Genomic DNA, 18,953 nt, shown 5'->3' with positions numbered 1-18,953 from the left:
GGAAGGGTCTCCCTCAAAGGCCGTTGGGCGAACGCCCGGTGAGGGCGGTCTGCAGTCGGGTCTGGGCCACCCAGTGGTCGCGCAGCGCCTCCACGGCGCCGGTCACGCCGGCGATCTGGTCTCTGGCATCGGCCAGCAGGTCGAACACGCTGATCAGCATGCCGTTGTAGCGGAGCAGGTTCTCCTCGGAGATGCGCTTGCGCAGCGGCACCACCTCGTCACGGTAGTGGCGGGCCAGGTCGTAGGCAGTGCGGTAGGCCGAGTAGGCCTCGCGCACCTCGGAGCGGGCCTGCACGGCGATGGCGGCCGTGCGGTGCAGGGACTGGGTGTAGGTGGCTTCGGCCCGGGCCGCGCGGGTGGCGCCGAAGTCGAACAACGGCAGCTCCAGCTCCACCTGATAGCCCTGGGCCAGCCGCTCACCTGTCGTGCTCTTGTTCTGGTAGCCCAGGTTCAGCACATTGATGAAGCGGGTGGCCTGGGTGAGCCCCAGCGAGCGGGCCGTGGCTTCGGTCGAACGCCGGGCCATCCGGATGTCCAGGCGCTGGTCCATCGCCGTCTGCTCTGCATCCTGCGGCTCAACCGGCGCCGCCGGCAGGTCAGGCAGCCGCTCCGGCAGCGTGAAGTCCAGCTGCGGGCCCGCCAGGCCCAGCACCCGGATGAGCTGTTCCCGCGCGGCCACCGCCTGGTGCTGCGCCCGGGCCAGGCCCACCGTGGCCTCCGAGCTGAAGGCCTGCTCACGCATCTGATCGAGCGCGCTGAAGTTGCCCGCGGCCACCATCTTGCGGGCCAGCGCATTGGAGGCCTCGGCCGCTTCCTTCACCTGGGCCTGGTAGCCGGCCAGTTGCTGCGCCGCCACCGCCTCGAAGAAGGCCTGGCGGGCCTGCGCGGCCAGCCCGACGGTCTCGTCGGCCGCCTGCAGCTGGGTCAGCACCAGACGCTCCTGCTCCACCTGGCTGGCCACCGGCAGGGTGAGCAGGCCCAGCAGGTCGAACATGACCCCCCGGTCGATCTCCACCGCGCCGGCACCGTTCAGGCGTCCGAAGCTGAAAGACGGGTTGGCCAGACGACCCGCCCGGACCCGATCGGCCTCGGCGATGCCCAGTTCGGCATAGCTGGCCTGCAGCGCGCGGTTGTTCAGCAGGGCGATCTCGGCCGCGCTGTCCGCCGTCAGCGGCTGCTGCAGCAGGGCGGCGACACGGGCCGCGGCCGCATCGCCTTGCGCTGCGGTGCGCGGATAGGACGGTGAGAGCCCGGTGCGCTCCTGGGTGAGCTGGGCCACCGGGGTGAAGCCGCCATCCTCGGAAAACGAGGCGCAGCCGCTCAGGACCAGGGCCACGAGGCCCGTGCAAGCCAGACGGATCATGGTTGACCTCCGTGCATGGGGCCGGGTTGTGGCCGGCTTGTCGACGGTGTCATCCCAGGCATCGGGTGCGACATGGGATGGGACATGGGGTGCGGCATCGGACGGGAGGCGGCCTGCGGCGCAGGCTCGGCGGCCAGCTGGGGCTGCGGCAGACGGGGCGGCTTGAGCGCCGCCGTCCCCACGGCCTGGTTCAGCGCACGCCAATCGCCGGGACTGGCATCCCGATAGGGGGTGTAGCCGGAGAACGCCGAGTGGTAGGCGAGCGCAGGTGCCGAGGCCGGCGCCGCAGCGGGCTGGGCCAGGCCCAGCCCCGGCAGGCTGGCCGCGACAACGGCCCACCCGCACAGGATTTGCTTGTTCATGGACGAGACAGGTTCGAGACGCCCGGCATGGGGCCGGACCTTGCTCCGCACGCATTGCGCGCGGACCCACGGGGTGCCGACGCTGGGGCCGGCACGGTGGTCTCAGCAGCCTCTGGGAGGGCGCTCCAGCCCGTCCGGCAGAAAGCCCGGTACCGGCACGTCCAGTGCCGGGAACGCGACGACGGCCACGACCCGGGCCTGCAGCAATGCTGGCGACGGGCCCGCCAGGGCCGCGGCGTGGCAGCCACTGGCACAGACACTGCATGCGTCACCGACCGAGGCCGAAGGCCCGTCGTCGTCGTGGCTGTGGTCGTGGTGGCTGTGGTCGTGCAAGGTGGCGCCACCCTGTGCATCGGCGGCCTGTCCGTGCAGATCGGGTGCCTGCGGCTGGCCCGCGGGCTGCCAGCCCGGATGGCCATGGGCCATCGCGGCCTCGCCTGGCCCATGGCCCCCCTCCCCGCACGCCATGGTCGCGGCCAAGCCCCCCCGGATGGGGAGCAGCAGCGAGAGCAGCAGCAGGAGGAAGACGCGAAAGGCTTTCAAGGGACAGGGGGCGCGAAAAGACACCAGACAGCGCTGCAGGGCGGCAGAGCCGCATGCAGGACAGGGGGTACTTTAAAGATTCCCCCCATGGGAATGTCAAGTGAAGATTGCGGCCTCACGGCCGCAATCTGCGCCCCATGCCCCCCCTTTTTTCAAGGTTTCAGGGCGGAGGCAGCGGTGCGTCTAGCGCCCCAGGGCCTTGGCGCTGACCCCGGCGATGCCCCAGTTCTCCTTGGGCACCTCGGTGATCCAGACGCGCACGTTCTCCTTGGGCGCGCCCACGGCCTCGACCAGGGCGGCGGTGACCTTCTCGATCACGGCGGCGCGCTGTTCTTCGGTGCGGCCTTCGATGAGGTAGATCTGTGCAAAGGGCATGGTGGGTCTTCCTTTCGTTCAGGCCGCCTGGGCGACGGCGGCGCGTTGCTTGGACAGCGTCAACGCAGTGTCCTCGATCATGTCTTCCTGGCCGCCGACCATGCCGCGCCGGCCCAGCTCGACCAGGATCTCGCGCGCCGGGATGCCGTACTTCTTCTCGGCCCGCTTGGCGAACAAGAGGAAGCTGCTGTACACGCCGGCGTAGCCCAGCGTCAGCGAGTCGCGGTCCACACGGATGATGTGGTCCATGATGGGCACCACCAGGTCCTCGGCCACGTCCTGGATCTTGAAGACGTCCACCCCGGTCTGGATGCCCATGCGGTCGCACACGGCGATGAAGACCTCCATCGGCGTGTTGCCCGCCCCAGCGCCCAGGCCGGCTGCGGCTGCGTCGATGCGCTTGGCCCCGGCGGCCACCGCGGCCACCGAGTTGGCCACGCCCATGGCCAGGTTGTGGTGGCCGTGGAAACCCAGCTCGGTCTCGGGCTTGAGTGCGGCGCGCACCGCCTGCAGCCGCACCGTCACGTCGTCGGGCAGCATGTAGCCGGCCGAGTCGGTCACGTAGACGCAGTTGGCGCCGTAGCTCTCCATCAGCCTGGCCTGGATCACCAGCTTCTCCGGGCTGGCCATGTGGGCCATCATCAGAAAGCCCACGGTGTCCATCTCCAGCTTGCGCGCGGCGGTGATGTGCTGCTCGGAGACATCGGCCTCGGTGCAGTGGGTGGCCACGCGGATGGTGTGCACGCCCAGGTCCTTGGCCATCTTCAGGTGGTCCACGGTGCCGATGCCCGGCAGCAGCAGGGCCGAGACCTTGGCCTGCTTCATCTTCGGGATCACGGTGGAGAGGTATTCCTCGTCGCTGTGGGCCGGGAAGCCGTAGTTGACCGAGCTGCCGCCCAGACCGTCGCCATGGGTGACCTCGATCAGCGGCACGCCCGCGGCATCCAGGCCGCAGGCGATGGAGGCCATCTGCTCGAGCGTCATCTGGTGGCGCTTGGGGTGCATGCCGTCACGCAGGGTCATGTCGTGGACGGTGATTCGCTTACCTTGCAGGTTCATCGTTGTTCTCCTGAGTTCAGGCCACGGCTTCGGCCACGGCTTGCAGCACCAGTTCGCCCTTGAGGATCTCCTCGGCGAACATCTCGGCGGTGCGGGCGGCGGCGGCGGTCATGATGTCCAGGTTGCCGGCGTACTTGGGCAGGTAGTCGCCCAGGCCTTCCACCTCCAGGAAGACCGAGACGCGCTGGCCGTCGAAGACCGGGCCGTTGACCAGGCGGTAGCCGGGCACGTACTTCTGCACCTCGGCCAGCATCTGGTGGATGGAGGCGGTGATGGCGTCGCGGTCGGGCTCGCCCGCGCTCTCGTCGACCAGGCAGTGCACGGTGTCGCGCATGATCAGCGGCGGCTCGGCCGGGTTGATGATGATGATGGCCTTGCCCTTCTTGGCGCCGCCCACCTTCTCCACTGCCCCGGCGGTGGTGCGGGTGAACTCGTCGATGTTCTTGCGGGTGCCCGGGCCGACGGAGCGGCTGGAGACGGTGGCGACGATCTCACCATAGGCCACCGGCTGCACGCGGCTGACGGCCGCCACCATCGGGATGGTGGCCTGGCCGCCGCAGGTGACCATGTTGACGTTCATCTCCTTCTTGCCCACGTGCTGCTTCAGGTTGACCGGCGGCACGCAGTAGGGGCCGATGGCCGCGGGGGTGAGGTCGATCATCAACGCGCCCTGGGCGTTGACCTTGCGGCTGTTCTCGGCGTGCACATAGGCGCTGGTGGCGTCGAAGACGATCTGCACGCCGTCGGCCTGCATGTGCGGCACCATGCCGTCCACACCCTCGGCGGTGGTCTTCAGGCCCATCTCGCGGGCGCGCTTGAGGCCATCGGACTCGGGGTCGATGCCCACCATCCACACCGGCTCCAGCACCGGGCTGCGCTGCAGCTTGGCCAGCAGGTCGGTGCCGATGTTGCCCGGCCCGATCAGGGCGCATTTGACTTTCTTCATGGGATGCCTTCTTTCAAAAAGAGGATTCGGATCGGCCGCGCCTCAGGCGAAGCGCAGCGACACGGTGCCCAGGTCCTGGAAGCGCACTGCGATGTGGTCGCCGGCCTGCACCGCGATGGCCTCGGTCACCCCGCCGGTCATGATGAAGCTGCCGGCCGGGATCTCCTGCCCGCGTGCGCCCAGGTGGTTGGCCAGGGCCGCCACCGCCGCGGCCGGGTGGCCCAGCACCGCGGCACCGGCGGCCATGGCGACGATCTTTCCGTTCTTCTCCATCACCACGCCCAGGGTGCGCAGGTCCACGTCCTCGACGTTGCGCGGACGCCCCCCCACCACGAAGCGCGAGGCCGAGGTGTTGTCGGCGATCACGCTCTTCAGGTCGAACTTGAAGTCGCGGTAGCGGCTGTCGATCACCTCGACGCCCGGCAGCACGAAGTCGATGGCCGCCATCACCGCGCCCACATGGCAGCCGGGGCCGCGCAGCGGCGCCTTGGTGACCACGCAGATCTCGGCTTCCACCTTGGGATGGATCAGCTCCTTCACCGCGATGGCCGCACCCTCGGGCCGGCTCATGTAGTCGCTGACGAAGCCGAAGACCGGCACGTCCACGCCCATCTGCTTCATCTTGGCGAAGGAGGTCAGGCCGCACTTGAGGCCCACCGTCTTCTGGCCGCGCGCTTCCTTGCGGCGGCGGATCTCGTCCTGGATGGCGTAGGCGTCGGCCCAGTCCATGTCTGGGTGCTCGTCGGTGATCTTGGTGACGTCGTGGGCCTGCAGCTCCGCGGTCTCCAGGTGCTCGGCCAGGCCGAGGATGGTGTTCTTGTCGAGTGCCATGGTCCCTGCCCTCATTCCACGAAACGCACCGACGTGCCGCCCAGGCCGCCGACGCTGCAGTACAGGCCGTCGCCGGCCTTGACCGGCACCAGCGGCGATTGCGAGCCCGAAAGGATCACGTCGCCCGCCCTGAGCGAAATGCCCAGGCGGCCCAGCGTGTTGGCCAGCCAGGCCACCGCGTTGACCGGCGAGCCCTGCACCGAGGCCCCGCAGGAGGTGCTGACGATCTCGCCGTTCTTCTCCAGCACCATGCCGGCCAGCGCCAGGTCCAGGTCGCGCGGGCTGCGGCGCACGCCGCCCAGGGTCAGCACGCCGCAGGAGGCGTTGTCCGCCACCGTGTCCTGGATCTTGATCTTCCAGTCCTTGATGCGCGAATCGACGATCTCGAAGCAGGGCATCACGCAGTCGGTGGCGCGCAGCACGTCGGCCGCCGTCACGCCGGGGCCGGTCAGGTCGCGGCCCAGGATGAAGGCCACCTCGGCCTCGGCCCGCGGGGCGATCAGCGAGGACACGCGCACCGGCTCGCCCTCGTTGAAGACCATGCCCGAGAGCAGGTGGCCGAAGTCGGGCTGGTTCACGCCCAGCATGTCCATTACCACCTGGCTGGTGACGCCAATCTTCTTGCCCACCACCGTCTCGCCCGCGTCCAGCCGGCGCTGGATCATGCGCAGCTGGATCTGGTAGGCGTCGTCGACGGTGATGGCGGGCTCACGTTCGGTGAGCGGGGCGACGGGCTGGCGGCTTTGCAGCGCCTGGTAGAGCTCGTCGCCGTAGTGCTGAATGCGTGCAGCGTCCATGGCGGTTCCGTGTGGAGGGTGAATCGGTGAATGAGAGGGGCTTCAGGCCGCGTCGGCCTCGGCCAGGAAGTCCCCGACCAGGCGGGCGAAGCGCCCGGCGTGCTCGATCTGCGTCCAGTGGCCGCAATGGCCGAAGACATGCAACTGGCTGTTGGGAATCCACTGCGACAGCGTCAGCGAGGTCTGCAGCGGGATGACCTGGTCTTCGCGGCCGTGCAGGATCAGGGTCTCGTGCGGCAGCGCGCGGATGGCGGCCTCGGGGCTGGCCATGGCATCCACCCAGCGCTGGCGCGGGGCGGGGAACATGGCCGAGAAGGACTCCTGGAAGCCCGGGCGGATGCTGGCCTCGTAGCGCAGCTTGGCCAGCTCGTCGTTGACCAGCGAACGGTCCCAGGCGAAGGTGTCCATCAGCGCGCGCATGGTCTGGATGGAAGGCTCGTAGCCCCACACCGCATCCAGCCCCGGCGTGATGGCGAAGGGCACGCCCACCGAGCCCATCAGCACCAGACGGCGCACCCGCTGCGGCGCGCGGATGGCCAGGGCCAGCGCCAGCGCACCGCCGAAGCTGTTGCCCACCAGGTCCACCTGGGGCAGGTCCAGCGCGTCCAGCAGGTCCAGGGCCTGCTGCACCCAGGTGTCCATGCTGTAGGCGATGCCCGCGGGCCGGTCGCTGTCGCCGAAGCCCACCATGTCCGGCGCGATGACGCGGCGCTGCTGGGCCAGCGCCGGCATCACCAGGCGCCAGTTGGCCCAGGCGCTGACGCCGGGGCCGGAGCCGTGGATGAACAGCACCGGCGGCTGGCCGGGCGCCGAGGCCCCCAGGTCGTGGACATTGGTCTCGAAGGCGCCGGTGCGCACGCGCCGGCCCAGCTCGGGATTGGCCTTCAGGTCGGGGGCGTTCACAGCTTCACCATCACGTTGCGCAGCTCGGTGTAGAACTCCAGCGAATGCACCCCGCCCTCGCGGCCGATGCCGGAGGCCTTGGCGCCGCCGAAGGCGGTGCGCAGATCGCGCAGGAACCAGCTGTTGATCCAGCACAGGCCCACCTCGACCTCGCGCGCCATGCGGTGCGCGGTGGCCAGGTTCTGCGTCCACACCGTGGTGGCCAGGCCGTAGTGGGTGGCATTGGCCAGGGCGATGGCCTCGTCCACGGTGTCGAAGGGCGCGATGTGGCAGCAGGGGCCGAAGATCTCCTCGCGCACGATGGGCGAGCTCTCGGGCAGCCCCGTCCAGAGGGTGGGCTGCACCCAGTGGCCCTGGGCCAGCGCACCGGGCATGTCGGGCACGCCGCCGCCAGTCACCACGGTGGCGCCCTCGGCCTTGGCCTTCTCGTAATAGCCCAGCACCTTGGCCCGGTGCTCGGCCGAGATCAGCGGGCCCAGGCCCACGCCGGGCTCTTCGGACGGGCCGACCTTGAGCGCCTGCGCCTTTTCCTTCAGGGCCTGGACGAAGCGGTCGAAGATGGGGCGCTGCACATAGACGCGCTCGGTGCCCAGGCAGACCTGGCCGCAGTTCTCGAAGGCGCTGCGGGTGATGCCGGCCACCGCCTTGTCGAAGTCGGCATCGGCGAACACGATGCCGGCGTTCTTGCCGCCGAGCTCGAAGCTGACCGGGCGCACGCCCTTGGCGGCGGCGGCCATGATGGCCTCGCCGGTGCGGGTTTCGCCGGTGAAGGTGATGCCGTTGACGCCGGGGTGGCGGGTCAGGAACTCGCCGGCCGAGCCGGGGCCGAAGCCGTGCACCACGTTGTAGACGCCCTTGGGCACGCCCACCGCATTCATCACCTCGCCCAGCAGCGTGGCGGTGGCGGGGGTTTCCTCGGAAGGCTTGACGATCACGGTGTTGCCGCAGGCCAGGGCCGGGCCGACCTTCCAGGTCATCAGCAGCAGCGGCAGGTTCCAGGGGCAGACCACCGCCACCACGCCCAGCGGCGAGCGCAGCGCGTAGCTCAGCGCGGTGCCGCCATCGGGCGTGGCCATCTCGAAGCTCTCGGTGGGCACGTTCTTGACGATGTCGGCGAAGACCTTGAAGTTGGCCGCGCCACGCGGGATGTCGATGTGCGAGGCCAGCGACAGCGGCTTGCCGGTGTCGGCCACCTCAGCCTGCAGGAAGTCGTCGAAGCGGCGGTTGATCTCGTCGGCCACGGCGTAGAGCAGCTCCACGCGCTTGACCACGCTCATGCGACCCCAGTCGCCCTTGAGCGCGGCCCGTGCGGCGCCCACCGCGGCGTCCACCTCGCGCTCGCCCGCCTCGTGCACCAGGCCCAGCACCCGGTTGTCGACGGGGGCGTGGTTCTCAAAGGTCTTGCCGGTGGCGACGAACTCGCCGTTGATGAAGTTCAGGTACTGGTGCATGGTGATGTCCCGCGGGAAGTGAAGAGAAATGGTTGTCGGGCCTCAGCCCAGGCCGACGGCCTGCAGGCCGGCCCGGGCACAGGCCTCGTCCTGCTCGGCCGAGCCACCGGACACGCCGATGCCGCCGATCAGCGCGCCGCCCTCGGCGGCAGCCCGCCGGATGGGCAGGCCGCCGCCGAAGACGACCAGGCGCGGCCGCTGCACGATGCCGATGCGCAGCGCCTCGTCCCCGGCCAGCAGGGACATCCACTGGCTCGTCGGGAAGCCGAAGCTGGCGGCGGTGTAGGCCTTGTCGATCGCGATGTCGACCGAATGGAGGAAGGCGCCGGGCATGCGCAGAAAGGCCGCCAGGGTGCCCCCGGCATCGGTGACGGCGGCGTTGATGCGGATGCCCAGCGTGCCGGCATGGGCCACCGCGGCGGCCACCATGCGGGCGGCAGCCTCGGCGCTGACCACGGCCTGGTCGGTGCAGACCGGGCGGGTGGCCAGGTTCGTGTCGATGGCGTTCATGCCGGCATTCCTCGGTGGAGTCAGAAAGCCTTGACCAGGGTGAAGCGCAGCAGGTGGCCTTTGGGCTCCACGCTGGTCGCGGCCTGGGAGGCAAACTCCTGGTAGAAGGCGCCCTTGAGGAACAGGCCCTGTGACAGCATCGGGTAGATCAGCTCGGCGCCCGCGGCGGAACGCGAGGCCTTCTGGTCCAGCGCGCCGGGGCCGCTGTCCTGGGTCATCTGCTGCTGGGTGTAGCCCACCAGGCCCACCACCACCGGCCCCAGTACCTTGCCCAGGCCCCATTCCACCGACAGGGTCTGGCCCGGCTTGAAGCCGCTGCTGGTCGTGCGGTTGAACTCGTAGCGCGCCAGCACCGAACCGGTCCAGGTCTTGCCGGCGTCGAAGTAGTAGGTGCCGCCGGCCGTCAGCATGGTGGAGCCGTAGCCCTTGCCGGGCGAGGCGGGCGAGTTGGTCGAGCCACTGTCCAGCCAGTAGCCGGCCGCCGCCACCGCGTCCCAGTTGGCGCCGTGCCAGCCCAGCACCACCGGGCCCAGGTAGATGTCGCCCAGGTCGGTGTCGGTGTCATGCAGCGGCACCACGCCCAGGTCCAGCTGGGTGCGCTGCAGCGGGATGATGGTCTCGACGCCGTAGTCGGCGCCCAGGATCTTGTGGTCGGTGATCCAGACCAGGCGGTTGGCCAGGGCCGTCACATGGATGCTGTTGTCGCCGGGCAGGTCCTCCTTGGTGCCGGGCGCGCGCACCTTGTCGGCCTTGTAGTCGGCCAGGTAGCCCAGGTAGTAGACGCCGGGCGGCGGCACGCTGGCGGCCTGCACGCCTTCAACGCCCGGCACATAGTGGCCAGCGGCCTGGGCGCCCAGGCCCGCGCCCAGGCTGGCCGCCAGGGCCAGAGCGTTCTTCAGAAAGGTGGGAAAACGCATGAATGGAGTTCCTTCGCGGTGGGTCGTGTTCTTGTGGATGCGGTCCGGGGCCGCTGTCAGGCGGCCCCGTGGGCCGATCAGGTGTAGACGTCCGTGAAGGAAGGCACCGCTTCGCCGGTGTGATAGAAGATCCCGTTCCAGAGCTGGTCCTCGGTCCAGGTGGTCACCGGCCGGTCGCGCTGGGCCAGGTAGCCCAGGCCGGCAAAGGTCTCGTTGCGGTTGCCGCTGGGGTCGAAGAAGTAGATCGTCTCGCCGCGGGTGATGCCGTGGCGGGTGGGCGCCACATCGATCTTGGTCTTGTTCTTGGCCATCACGTCGGCCGACTTCAGCACGTCGTGCCAGCTGTCCAGGAAGAAGGCGATGTGGTGCAGGCCACTCTTCACGCCACCCACGAAAGCGATGTCGTGCGGCGTGGTGGTGCGCGCCAGCCAGGTCGCGGCCTGAACACTGCCGCCCGGGCCGACCACGACCTGTTCGGTCAGGAAGAAGTCCAGCACTTCCATCATGAAGCGGGTGTTGTCCGCCACCGTGTTGATGCCGGCCTCGGGGTTCATCTCGCACATCAGCAGCGCGTGGTCCAGCCAGTGCGCGCCGGCACCGCGGATGTCGTCCGGCCAAGGGTCGGGGTTGACGGTGCCGACGTCGGTGCCCACGTACTCCTTCATGGCGTACAGGCGCATCTCATGCCCGCTGGGCAGCTTGAACTGCAGCATGCGGCCGGTGGACGGCAAGGTACCTTCGGGCAGCATCTCGGTGTGGATGCCCCAGGTCTCGATCTTGTCGCGCAGCTGGTCGAGATCGGCGTCCTTCTCGACCTTGTAGGCGATGTGGTTCATGCCCGCCTGGTCCGAAGGGGTCAGGATCAGCGAGTACTTGTCCCACTCGTCCCAGCACTTGAGGTACACGTTGCCGGCCTTGTCCTGCATCGTGACCTTCATGCCGATCACCTTCTCGTAATGACGCAGGGCCGCGGCCATGTCCATCACGCGCAGGCTGGCATGCCCGATTCTCAATACACCCATGCTTGTCTCCTGGTTGTCGTTCACTGCGGTTGGTTCAGGGAGGGGCCCGCCGCCACCGCAGCGGTATAGCCCTTGAAAAACGGCTTCTCGAACTTGCCCACCACCTCCAGCACCACGGGGGTGCTGGGGGCGACACGGCAGGCCAGGGTCACGCCCTGGCATTCCTCGTCGGCGCTGACATGGGCCCGGCTGACCGGCCCCAGCGCATGGATGGCGCCTTCCACGACGCGCACCTTGCACACGCCGCAGCCGCCGCTGGCACAGCCCACCGGGATGCCCTTGCGCCCCAGCTTCAACATGCCCGCCAGCAGGCTCTCGTCGTGGGCACAGGGGTAGTGCTCGCCGGTCTGGGTCAGGGCCACCGTGACCTTGGGTCGGGTGTCGAAGATCATGGTCAGGACCTCCTCAGACGTTCTTGAACAAGGGGCTGCGCACCGCGCCGGCATCGGCGGCCGAGAGGAACTTCTCGGTGTGGATGTCGCGCTCGAACAGCCGGCCCTGCATCAGCGCGCCGATGCAGGCTTCCACCATCGGCGGCGGGCCGCACAGATAGGCCTTGTGGCCGGCGAAGCCCTGCGGGAAGGCAGCCTTGGCGGCCTCGTGCACATAGCCGCGCGCGCCGGTCCAGTCGGAGCCCTCGGGCTCGTTGGACAGCACCGGCAGGTAGCGCAGATTGGGGTGCTGCGCGGCCAGGGCCAGGAACTCCTCGTGCCCGTACAGCTCCTCGCGGCTGCGCTGGCCGTAGACCAGGGTGATGGGCGTCGTGCAGCCACCGTCGAGCAGGTCCAGGATCATCGAGCGCGGACTCGACAGGCCCGAGCCGCCGGCCATGAAGACCATCGGCACGGGCGAGGACTTGCGCACGAAGAAGCGGCCATAGGGCCCACTGAGCTTGAGCGCATCGCCCACCTGCAGCGACTGGTGCAGCCAGGTGGTGCCGGCGCCGCCCGGCACCTGGCGCACATGCAGCTCGATGCTGCGGCTGCGCTCCACGTCGGCCGGCGCATTGGCGATCGAGAAGGCCCGCGTGCCCACCCCCGGGATGTCCAGCTGCACGTACTGGCCGGCCTGGAAGTGCAGGGGCTGGTTCAGCGCCAGCCGCAGCCCCTTGATGGTGGGCGTGAGCGCGGTGATGGCCTGCACCGTGGCCTGGAAGTCCCGCACGGGGATGATCTCGGCGTCCGGCTCCTCGTCGATGTCGGCCTCGATCACCGCATCGCTCTGCAGCGTGGCGCAGCAGGCCAGGGTCTTGCCGTCCTGGCGCTCGTCTTCCATCAGCGCGAAGGGGTTGGCCGGGCCGTGGTCCACCTCGCCATCGCAGACCTGCACCTTGCAGGTGCCGCACAGGCCGTGGCCGCAGGCGTGCGGCAGGTAGATGCCCTGGCGCAGCGCGGCGTCGAGCAGGGTCTGGCCCTCCTCCACCTCCAGCGTGGCGCCCAGGGGTTCGATGGTGAGCATGTAGCCCATGGCTGGCCTCAGCTGCAGGAGCCCGCGATGCCGTTCAGGCCCGGCGTGCGGAAGTGGATCGCGTCCTTGTGGCCCAGGCCGTTCTCGGCCAGGCTCTTGGCGCGGTCCGGCCGCCAGGGCTGGCCGGCCTTGGTCCACAGGGCCTCGTCCCAGTCGATGTGGGCGAAGTCCGGGTGGGCCCCGTAGATGCCCGGCAGCACCTGGGTCAGCAGCGCGTCGAAGGGCAGGTCCGGCGGCAGCGGCAGGCAGAACGGCGCGCAGAACATCAGGTGCTGGTCCCAGCCGATGTAGAGCAGCGGGGCGGGGAAGTTCTCCCGCACGTCGGCCACGGGGAAGCGGTAGGGGGCGGCGGCAACGACGGTCATGCCTGTTCTCCGGATGCGGTGTCGGTGGTGGTGTTGCGGCCATCGCCACGCCAGGCGGCGAAGTTCTTCTGGTCTTCGGACCCTTCGAAGTCGAAGTTGTCCCGGCCCACGTTGAGCTCGTAGTAGTCGAGCACCGCGGCCAGCGGGTCGAAGCCCGGGGCCGTCGGGTCCACGCCCGGCTTGAAGCAATGGCCCTGGTAGATCTGGTGCACCGGCAGCCAGGCCTGGACGTACTTCTCGGGCTCGTGGTCGAAGATCTCCTTGCAGTGGTCGCTGCAGAAGTGGAACTTGTCGCCCAGGTAGCTGGACTCGCGGTAGGCGATCTGCGTGGCATCGCCCGGCTCGGTGAAGAGCATGGGGATCTGGCAGGTCTGGCACAGCATCGGCAGCGTCTTGTTGTAGAAGCGCTGGCCCTGCTCCTGCTGGCCGCGGTAGTACTCCAGGCGCGGGCGGTACAGGGCGTCGAAGGTGTTGGGGTACTTCTCCGACAGCCACTGCAGCTCGTCGTCCTTGGGCACCCAGGTGTGGAAGGGCGCGGCGGCGGCGTAGTTGTAGAAGGTGTTCCAGGCCTGGTGGCTGATGTGGTCCTTGCCTTCGCAGGCGTCCTTCCAACCCTTGGGCTCGCGGATGCCGTAGCGCGCCAGGTCCTTGAAGAGCGCGCCGCCGTTGCTCTCGGCGTACATCTCCCAGGCTTCCTTCCAGCTCATCACCCGCTTGGGCAGCATGTAGTCCTGCATCATGGCCACCAGGGTCAGCAGGCGGCAGCCGCGCCAGAACCACTTGTCGATCCAGCGCTGGACGATGGGCACGTTGTCCGGGTCCTGCTCCAGCATGAACTTGATGCACTCGATGCCCAGGGTCATGTGGCGCGACTCGTCGCTCTGCGCCGAGAAGCCGAAGGTCACGGTGGACATGTCGCCGTTGTGCGCCGCGCCCGACATGAAGGGCACGAACAGCAGGTTGGTCAGCACGTACTCGAAGGAGAAGCTGACCGCGGTCAGGAACTCGAAGGGCCCGGCGGTGCAGGCGTCCTCGAAGAAGGACTTGGGCACGGACAGGTACCAGACACGGTCGAACCAGTGGTTCGGGCTGTGCATGCCGTTGAAGTACTTGTTGTAGTGCGAGATGGCATGCGTCTCGGTCTGGTAGTGGCGCAGCTCGTCGATGGACTGCATCTGCGCGGCCACCCGGGCGCCCTCGCCGGTGAACTGACGCCCCACATGGGCGAAGCCGCGATGGGCGTAATACTCCAGCGGCGTCACGCCCTGGATGAAGAGCTTGAGCGCGTTGACGTAGCGCGCGTCCGCCACGCCCAGCTGGCCGTTGTTCTGGGCGAAGGCCTCGATCACCGCGTAGAGCTTCTTCTCCTTCTCGCCCTGGTACTTCCAGTAGGCGTCCATCGTCAGGCGGAAGGGGTCCTGCCACTGGTCCCAGTCGTGGATCTTCAGACCCTCGTAGCGGTCATAGGGGAAGACCTTGTCCATCGGCTGGTAGCTGGTTTCCCAGCCCAGACCGCGGGTCATGGCGGCGTAGCGTTCCTTCAGGCCCAGCTTCTTGCGGGCGACACGGGTGTCCATGGGGCTTGTCTCCGGTGTGGTGGCGCGGGTAAGAGAACTCAGTGCTTCCAGCTCAGCGTGAGCTGGTCGTCGTCCTCGTCGACGTGGCCGGACAGCGTCACCAGGTTCACCTGGATCTGCTGCAGGTCGTAGCTGCGGCCGGTCTGCGATTCGATGGTTTCGCGCCGGATCGTCAGGTGGCCGGGGGCGTCGATCTTCACCAGGCCGGTGGGGTGGCTGACGATGGCGTGCGGGTTGTCGGCCAGGATGGCGTCCACGACGGGACGGGATTCCTCGTTGGCCTGGAAGGCGATGAACACGTTGGACATGGGAACTCCTGTCGGGGGTGGGCGAAGGTCAGACGGCCAGGCCGGCCTTGGCGCAGCGGGCCTGCCAGGCCTCCCACACCTCGTCGATCACGGTCTGCGCGGTCTCGCCCAGCACCATCTCGGCCACCGGCGCCAGCGCGCCCTTGGCGCGTTCGCCCCACTGGCGGGCCCAGTCGGACAGCAGGCGGCGGTTGTCCTCGCTGGCGGCCGCGGCGGTCTTGACCACGGCATCGACCCAGCGGGCACTTTCCTCGTGCCACTCGGGCATGAAGGCGGTGAGCATGGCCACCGCGGTGCCGCCCTGCAGGCTCAGGTGGTCGTCCACCAGGGCGCCGTAGACCAGCGGGTACAGCAGGCCGTCCAGGGCCAGGTTCTGGGCCACGAACAGGGCCATCGGGTCGGCCTCGACGAAGCTGTCCTCGACGTAGTGGCGCAGGCGCTGCCAGGCCGGCGCGCCCATCCAGGCGGCCTTGCCCTCGTCCAGGGATTCCGGCCCGCCCAGGGTCAGGCCCACGCGGGTCAGGTACTGGGCCGCGCCCAACTGGTCCATGGCATGGAACATGGCCGGCGCGGTGAAGGGCGTGCCGAAGCCGTAGGCGCAGATGGCGGCGTTGTTCATGTTGCCGCCCCAGGCCACGTGGCGCAGCGGCATCAGCAGGGTCAGGGCCTGGGCCTTCACGGCCTCGGGCATGCGGTCGGCCAGGCCACGCTGCTCGACGAACTGGAAGTTGGCCTCCATCGCCTCCTGCTGGCGGGCGCGGGCCATGGTCCAGGTGGCGTAGTAGTACTGGCGCGGGTCGCGCAGCACGTTCCAGTCGGCCAGGCGGATGGCGCTGCGCGCCGGGTCGAACAGGGTGTGGGCCGGATCCCAGGTGGGCCGGTAATGGAAGTTGGTCAGGGCCTGGGCCCCGAGGGTGGCTTCCAGATAGCGCGAGGCCGGCTTGTCGCCGCCCTGGGCCTGGGCCACATGGCTGAAGGTGTGGCGCAGGGGCTGGATCTCGCGGGCCTGCAGATCGATGTTCATGGGGCTTGTCTCCTGGTGGGTCAGCGGCCGTCCTCGGGGCCATCGAGCCGTTCGACGCGGTGGGTCGCGCAGAACGCCTCGAAGGCGGGCCCGGGCAGCATCAGTTCCACAGACAACTCCGGCCAGCCGATGGCGAAGTCGAAGCTGACCAGCCCATCCCCCCGGACCGACTGCACCCGCACGAACTTGCGCATGACCGCAGGGGTCTGTTGCACGGTGTCGGCGGTGTGGGCGGTTTCGGGATTCACGGCGGGCCTCCGGTCGGTGGATGCCGGATGAATTGCGAAGGCCGTGCCAAGTACGGCAGCTTGACCCTGAAATCTCGATATTCAAAGGGAAAACCCCGAAATTTCGGCCCCTCATCGGCCCACGCCAGCAGTGCTGAACAAGCGAAGCCCTGGGCGACAAGCCGGGGATTTCCCTGCTGTGACTTGGACTTGTTGGATAAAATGACGCACAATCTCTTGGCGGACTTCATCAAATGATCAAAAACAGCCCGAGGTCCGCCAGAACCGTGATTGACGGCATGTCGTGCAAATCTCGAGATTTGCACGATCGAGATGGAGACAACGTGGCCGCCCCCAAGAACCGCCCCCCGACCGATGACGACCTCAGGCGCCTGCTGCGCTTCTCCCCCGAGAGCGGCGCCATCTGGCTGGGTGAGCACCGCATGGTGCTGATGGACACCCAGGCACTCAGCGCCCTGCGGCGCGACCTGCTGGGCTCGGTGGGCCCCGAGCACACCCGCCGTCTGCTGACCCGCATGGGCTACGCCTGCGGGCTGCGCGATGCCGAGTTCGCCCGCCGCCGCCGGCCCGACCGGCCCGCCGAGGAGATGTTCCAGGTCGGCCCGCAACTGCACATGCTCGAAGGCGGCGCCCGCGTGTCCCAGATCTCGCTGACCCTGAACGTTCTCACCGGCCAGTACCACGGCCGCTACCGCTGGGACGACTCCTGGGAGGCCCATGCCCACCGCCAGCTGTTCGGCCCCGCCGAGGAGCCGGTCTGCTGGACCCTGCTGGGCTATGCCAGCGGCTACACCAGCGCCTTCATGGGCCGGCTCATCCTGTTCAAGGAGACGCAGTGCGCCGCCTGCGGCGCCGACCACTGCCTGATCGAAGGCCGCCCCATCGAGGACTGGCCCGACGGCGAGCAGCACCGCACCTATTTCGAGGACGACTCGCTGCTGGACAAGATCGAGGCCTTGAGCCGCCAGGTGGAGGCCCTGACCACCACCGAGCCCGACGCCGAGGCCGGCATGCTGGTGGGCAGCTCGCCGGCCTTCCAGCAGGCCCATGACCTGCTGCGGCGGGCCGCCGCCACCCAGGTGTCGGTGCTGCTGACCGGCGAGACCGGCGTGGGCAAGGAGCGCTTCGCCCGCGCGCTGCATGCGCTGTCGGACCGCGCCAGCGGCCCCTTCGTGGCGGTCAACTGCGCCGCCCTGCCGGCCGAGCTGATCGAGGCCGAGCTCTTCGGCGTCGAGAAAGGCGCCTACACCGGCGCCCATGCCACCCGGGCCGGGCGCTTTGAGCGGGCCGATGGCGGCACGCTGTTCCTCGACGAGGTGGGCGACATGCCGCTGCCGGCCCAGGCCAAGCTGCTGCGGGTGCTGCAGGAAGGCGAGGTGGAGCGCCTGGGGGCCGAGCAGCCGCGCAAGGTCAATGTGCGCCTGGTGGCCGCCACCAACGTGGACCTGGAGGCCGCGGTGGCGGCCGGCCGTTTCCGGCGCGACCTGCTCTACCGCCTCAACGTCTACCCCATTCCCATCCCGGCGCTGCGCGAGCGCACGGCCGACATCGCCCCCTTGGCCCAGCACCTGCTGCAGCGCTACGCAGCCCAGCACCACAAGCGCCTGCTGGGTTTCAGCGACCGCGCGCTGACCGCGCTGCAGGCCCATGACTGGCCGGGCAATGTGCGTGAACTGGAGAACCTGGTCGAGCGCGGCGTGATCCTCGCCCTGCCCGGCGGCACCATCGACGTGGCCCACCTGTTCCCCAACTTCCGTGACACCGACAGCGATGCGCTGGACCCGCAGGGCCGGCTGGCCGCGGCCCCCACACCGGACGAGCAGGTGCTGTGCGAGCGCATCCTCGACAGCGGGGTCTCGCTGGACACGCTGGAGGAGTTGCTGCTGAACCTGGCGGTGGAACGCGCCCAGGGCAACCTGTCGGGCGCGGCCCGCCTGCTGCAGCTGACCCGCCCCCAACTGGCCTACCGGCTCAAACGCCGCCAGGCCAGCGAAGCCACGCTCGCCCACGACGTCGAGGAACCCTGATGCTGCCCCCCGAGCGCTTTTCCGCCCACCGCCTGTCCAGCGACACCCAGGCCCCGCGCACCCTGGTGGAGCGGGCCTACCTGGCTTTGCGGCAGGACATCATCAGTGGCACGCTGGCCCCGGGCGCCCGGCTGCGGGTCGAGCATCTGAAGGACCACTACGGCGTGGGCGCCGGCACCCTGCGCGAGGCCCTGGCCCTGCTGCTGTCGGACGCGCTGGTGGTGGCCGAAGGCCAGCGCGGCTTCCGGGTCACGTCCATCTCGCTGGCCGACCTGGAAGACATCACCGCCACCCGCGTGATGTTGGAGACCGACGCGCTGCGTCAGTCCATCCGCCATGGCGATGCGGCCTGGGAACAGCAGCTGAACGACGCCTTCGAGGCCCTCAGCCAGGCCGAGCAGCGCCGCGGCGGCCTCGATCCCCTGCCCTGGGAGCAGGCCAACAAACGCTTCCACGAGGCCCTGATCGCGGCGCACCGCTCGCCCTGGACCAAGTACCTGTTGAGCATCCTCTACCGCCAGGCCGAGCGTTACCGGCACGTGGCGATCCGCCTGGGCGCCCAGACGCCCCGCCACCGGGACGTACACCGCGAGCACACCGACATCTACCAGGCCGCCATCGCGCGCCAGGAGGCCCGCGCCGCCCTGGCCCTGGAGGCCCACATCCAGCTGACCTGCGACCTGCTGCGCCAGGCCGTGCGCGACCCCTTGACGCCGCTCAGCCTGCCACAGACGCAGATCGCCTAAGCTGGCCGGCGCTCTCCCCGACGCGGGGCAGGGGCACTGCCGCCCTGCCATGCAAGCGTCTTGATTTTGGCGTCCAATGTCGCCCGGCGCCGTTCCTGACGCGCCCCTGTGT

At 69.1% G+C, this 18,953-nt stretch carries 22 protein-coding genes; 2 read left to right on the top strand and 20 right to left on the bottom strand.

The window, feature by feature from the left end; translation table 11 throughout:
* Nucleotides 1–13: 13 nt before the first annotated feature.
* The 20 genes from KGA65_RS03685 to KGA65_RS03590 all read right to left on the bottom strand — a co-directional run bounded on the left by KGA65_RS03685 (nt 14) and on the right by KGA65_RS03590 (nt 16,068).
* Nucleotides 14–1,363 (bottom strand): TolC family protein, encoded by a 1,350-nt coding sequence (locus KGA65_RS03685; RefSeq protein ID WP_225861795.1) that lies wholly within the window; start codon nt 1,361–1,363, stop codon nt 14–16.
* Nucleotides 1,360–1,725, bottom strand: a complete 366-nt coding sequence (locus KGA65_RS03680; protein WP_225861794.1) for a hypothetical protein — start codon at nt 1,723–1,725, stop codon at nt 1,360–1,362. The genes KGA65_RS03685 and KGA65_RS03680 overlap by 4 nt, the downstream gene beginning before the upstream one ends.
* 102 nt (nt 1,726–1,827) lie before the next feature.
* Nucleotides 1,828–2,268, bottom strand: a complete 441-nt coding sequence (locus KGA65_RS03675) for a hypothetical protein (protein ID WP_225861793.1) — start codon at nt 2,266–2,268, stop codon at nt 1,828–1,830.
* A gap of 183 nt (nt 2,269–2,451) precedes the next feature.
* Nucleotides 2,452–2,643, bottom strand: a complete 192-nt coding sequence (thmT, locus tag KGA65_RS03670) for a 2-hydroxymuconate tautomerase (protein ID WP_022979328.1) — start codon at nt 2,641–2,643, stop codon at nt 2,452–2,454.
* An 18-nt stretch (nt 2,644–2,661) separates the two neighbouring features.
* Nucleotides 2,662–3,702 carry a 4-hydroxy-2-oxovalerate aldolase gene (gene dmpG / locus KGA65_RS03665; RefSeq protein WP_225861792.1) on the bottom strand — a complete coding sequence of 347 codons (1,041 nt, stop codon included), beginning with the start codon at nt 3,700–3,702 and terminating at the stop codon, nt 2,662–2,664.
* A 16-nt stretch (nt 3,703–3,718) separates the two neighbouring features.
* Entirely contained in the window at nt 3,719–4,648 is a 930-nt protein-coding gene (locus tag KGA65_RS03660; RefSeq protein WP_225861791.1) for an acetaldehyde dehydrogenase (acetylating), read from the bottom strand.
* Nucleotides 4,649–4,690: 42 nt separating this feature from the next.
* Nucleotides 4,691–5,479 (bottom strand): 2-oxo-3-hexenedioate decarboxylase, encoded by a 789-nt coding sequence (gene dmpH / locus KGA65_RS03655; protein WP_225861790.1) that lies wholly within the window; start codon nt 5,477–5,479, stop codon nt 4,691–4,693.
* Nucleotides 5,480–5,490: 11 nt separating this feature from the next.
* Nucleotides 5,491–6,276, bottom strand: coding sequence for a 2-oxopent-4-enoate hydratase (dmpE, locus tag KGA65_RS03650; RefSeq protein WP_225861789.1), 786 nt, complete (start codon nt 6,274–6,276; stop codon nt 5,491–5,493).
* A 42-nt stretch (nt 6,277–6,318) separates the two neighbouring features.
* Entirely contained in the window at nt 6,319–7,179 is an 861-nt protein-coding gene (locus tag KGA65_RS03645; RefSeq protein ID WP_225861788.1) for an alpha/beta fold hydrolase, read from the bottom strand.
* On the bottom strand, nt 7,176–8,630 hold the full coding sequence (locus tag KGA65_RS03640; protein ID WP_225861787.1) for a 2-hydroxymuconic semialdehyde dehydrogenase: 1,455 nt from the start codon (nt 8,628–8,630) through the stop codon (nt 7,176–7,178). The genes KGA65_RS03645 and KGA65_RS03640 overlap by 4 nt, the downstream gene beginning before the upstream one ends.
* Before the next feature lie 42 nt (nt 8,631–8,672).
* Nucleotides 8,673–9,140, bottom strand: a complete 468-nt coding sequence (locus KGA65_RS03635) for a GlcG/HbpS family heme-binding protein (protein ID WP_225861786.1) — start codon at nt 9,138–9,140, stop codon at nt 8,673–8,675.
* Nucleotides 9,141–9,160: 20 nt separating this feature from the next.
* Entirely contained in the window at nt 9,161–10,057 is an 897-nt protein-coding gene (locus tag KGA65_RS03630; protein ID WP_225861785.1) for a SphA family protein, read from the bottom strand.
* A gap of 77 nt (nt 10,058–10,134) precedes the next feature.
* Nucleotides 10,135–11,079, bottom strand: a complete 945-nt coding sequence (locus tag KGA65_RS03625) for a catechol 2,3-dioxygenase (RefSeq protein WP_225861784.1) — start codon at nt 11,077–11,079, stop codon at nt 10,135–10,137.
* Between the two features lie 20 nt (nt 11,080–11,099).
* Nucleotides 11,100–11,471, bottom strand: coding sequence for a 2Fe-2S iron-sulfur cluster binding domain-containing protein (locus KGA65_RS03620; protein ID WP_225861783.1), 372 nt, complete (start codon nt 11,469–11,471; stop codon nt 11,100–11,102).
* A gap of 13 nt (nt 11,472–11,484) precedes the next feature.
* On the bottom strand, nt 11,485–12,546 hold the full coding sequence (locus KGA65_RS03615) for an NADH:ubiquinone reductase (Na(+)-transporting) subunit F (protein ID WP_225861782.1): 1,062 nt from the start codon (nt 12,544–12,546) through the stop codon (nt 11,485–11,487).
* A gap of 8 nt (nt 12,547–12,554) precedes the next feature.
* A complete protein-coding gene (locus KGA65_RS03610; RefSeq protein ID WP_225861781.1) occupies nt 12,555–12,911 on the bottom strand; it encodes a phenol hydroxylase subunit P4 in 357 nt (118 codons plus the stop codon).
* Nucleotides 12,908–14,488 (bottom strand): aromatic/alkene/methane monooxygenase hydroxylase/oxygenase subunit alpha, encoded by a 1,581-nt coding sequence (locus tag KGA65_RS03605; RefSeq protein WP_225861780.1) that lies wholly within the window; start codon nt 14,486–14,488, stop codon nt 12,908–12,910. Before KGA65_RS03605 ends, KGA65_RS03610 begins: the two co-directional genes overlap by 4 nt.
* Before the next feature lie 38 nt (nt 14,489–14,526).
* Nucleotides 14,527–14,796, bottom strand: a complete 270-nt coding sequence (locus KGA65_RS03600) for an MmoB/DmpM family protein (protein ID WP_022979342.1) — start codon at nt 14,794–14,796, stop codon at nt 14,527–14,529.
* Between the two features lie 28 nt (nt 14,797–14,824).
* On the bottom strand, nt 14,825–15,820 hold the full coding sequence (locus KGA65_RS03595) for a ferritin family protein (RefSeq protein ID WP_225861779.1): 996 nt from the start codon (nt 15,818–15,820) through the stop codon (nt 14,825–14,827).
* 20 nt (nt 15,821–15,840) lie between these two features.
* Nucleotides 15,841–16,068 carry a phenol hydroxylase subunit gene (locus tag KGA65_RS03590; RefSeq protein WP_375142603.1) on the bottom strand — a complete coding sequence of 76 codons (228 nt, stop codon included), beginning with the start codon at nt 16,066–16,068 and terminating at the stop codon, nt 15,841–15,843.
* A 323-nt stretch (nt 16,069–16,391) separates the two neighbouring features.
* Here KGA65_RS03590 and KGA65_RS03585 point away from each other — a divergent pair, with 323 nt between their 5' ends.
* Nucleotides 16,392–18,095 carry a sigma-54-dependent Fis family transcriptional regulator gene (locus KGA65_RS03585; protein ID WP_225861778.1) on the top strand — a complete coding sequence of 568 codons (1,704 nt, stop codon included), beginning with the start codon at nt 16,392–16,394 and terminating at the stop codon, nt 18,093–18,095.
* A complete protein-coding gene (locus KGA65_RS03580) occupies nt 18,095–18,841 on the top strand; it encodes a GntR family transcriptional regulator (protein WP_225861777.1) in 747 nt (248 codons plus the stop codon). Before KGA65_RS03585 ends, KGA65_RS03580 begins: the two co-directional genes overlap by 1 nt.
* Nucleotides 18,842–18,953 lie beyond the last annotated feature (112 nt).

It is taken from the genome of Ideonella benzenivorans (genome assembly GCF_020387415.1).
GTDB classification, from domain to species: domain Bacteria; phylum Pseudomonadota; class Gammaproteobacteria; order Burkholderiales; family Burkholderiaceae_C; genus Ideonella; species Ideonella benzenivorans.
The sequence above is the reverse complement of the archived record's forward strand: the minus strand, read 5'-3'. Positions and strand labels throughout refer to the sequence as shown.

Excerpts from the sequence above, each read along its gene's own strand:
- KGA65_RS03685 (WP_225861795.1), bottom strand. The coding sequence starts at position 1,363 with ATGATCCGTCTGGCTTGCACGGGCCTCGTGGCCCTGGTCCTGAGCGGC.
- KGA65_RS03680 (WP_225861794.1), bottom strand. The coding sequence starts at position 1,725 with ATGAACAAGCAAATCCTGTGCGGGTGGGCCGTTGTCGCGGCCAGCCTG.
- thmT (WP_022979328.1), bottom strand. The coding sequence starts at position 2,643 with ATGCCCTTTGCACAGATCTACCTCATCGAAGGCCGCACCGAAGAACAG.
- dmpG (WP_225861792.1), bottom strand. The coding sequence starts at position 3,702 with ATGAACCTGCAAGGTAAGCGAATCACCGTCCACGACATGACCCTGCGT.
- KGA65_RS03660 (WP_225861791.1), bottom strand. The coding sequence starts at position 4,648 with ATGAAGAAAGTCAAATGCGCCCTGATCGGGCCGGGCAACATCGGCACC.
- dmpH (WP_225861790.1), bottom strand. The coding sequence starts at position 5,479 with ATGGCACTCGACAAGAACACCATCCTCGGCCTGGCCGAGCACCTGGAG.
- dmpE (WP_225861789.1), bottom strand. The coding sequence starts at position 6,276 with ATGGACGCTGCACGCATTCAGCACTACGGCGACGAGCTCTACCAGGCG.
- KGA65_RS03640 (WP_225861787.1), bottom strand. The coding sequence starts at position 8,630 with ATGCACCAGTACCTGAACTTCATCAACGGCGAGTTCGTCGCCACCGGC.
- KGA65_RS03635 (WP_225861786.1), bottom strand. The coding sequence starts at position 9,140 with ATGAACGCCATCGACACGAACCTGGCCACCCGCCCGGTCTGCACCGAC.
- KGA65_RS03630 (WP_225861785.1), bottom strand. The coding sequence starts at position 10,057 with ATGCGTTTTCCCACCTTTCTGAAGAACGCTCTGGCCCTGGCGGCCAGC.
- KGA65_RS03625 (WP_225861784.1), bottom strand. The coding sequence starts at position 11,079 with ATGGGTGTATTGAGAATCGGGCATGCCAGCCTGCGCGTGATGGACATG.
- KGA65_RS03620 (WP_225861783.1), bottom strand. The coding sequence starts at position 11,471 with ATGATCTTCGACACCCGACCCAAGGTCACGGTGGCCCTGACCCAGACC.
- KGA65_RS03615 (WP_225861782.1), bottom strand. The coding sequence starts at position 12,546 with ATGGGCTACATGCTCACCATCGAACCCCTGGGCGCCACGCTGGAGGTG.
- KGA65_RS03610 (WP_225861781.1), bottom strand. The coding sequence starts at position 12,911 with ATGACCGTCGTTGCCGCCGCCCCCTACCGCTTCCCCGTGGCCGACGTG.
- KGA65_RS03605 (WP_225861780.1), bottom strand. The coding sequence starts at position 14,488 with ATGGACACCCGTGTCGCCCGCAAGAAGCTGGGCCTGAAGGAACGCTAC.
- KGA65_RS03600 (WP_022979342.1), bottom strand. The coding sequence starts at position 14,796 with ATGTCCAACGTGTTCATCGCCTTCCAGGCCAACGAGGAATCCCGTCCC.
- KGA65_RS03595 (WP_225861779.1), bottom strand. The coding sequence starts at position 15,820 with ATGAACATCGATCTGCAGGCCCGCGAGATCCAGCCCCTGCGCCACACC.
- KGA65_RS03580 (WP_225861777.1), top strand. The coding sequence starts at position 18,095 with ATGCTGCCCCCCGAGCGCTTTTCCGCCCACCGCCTGTCCAGCGACACC.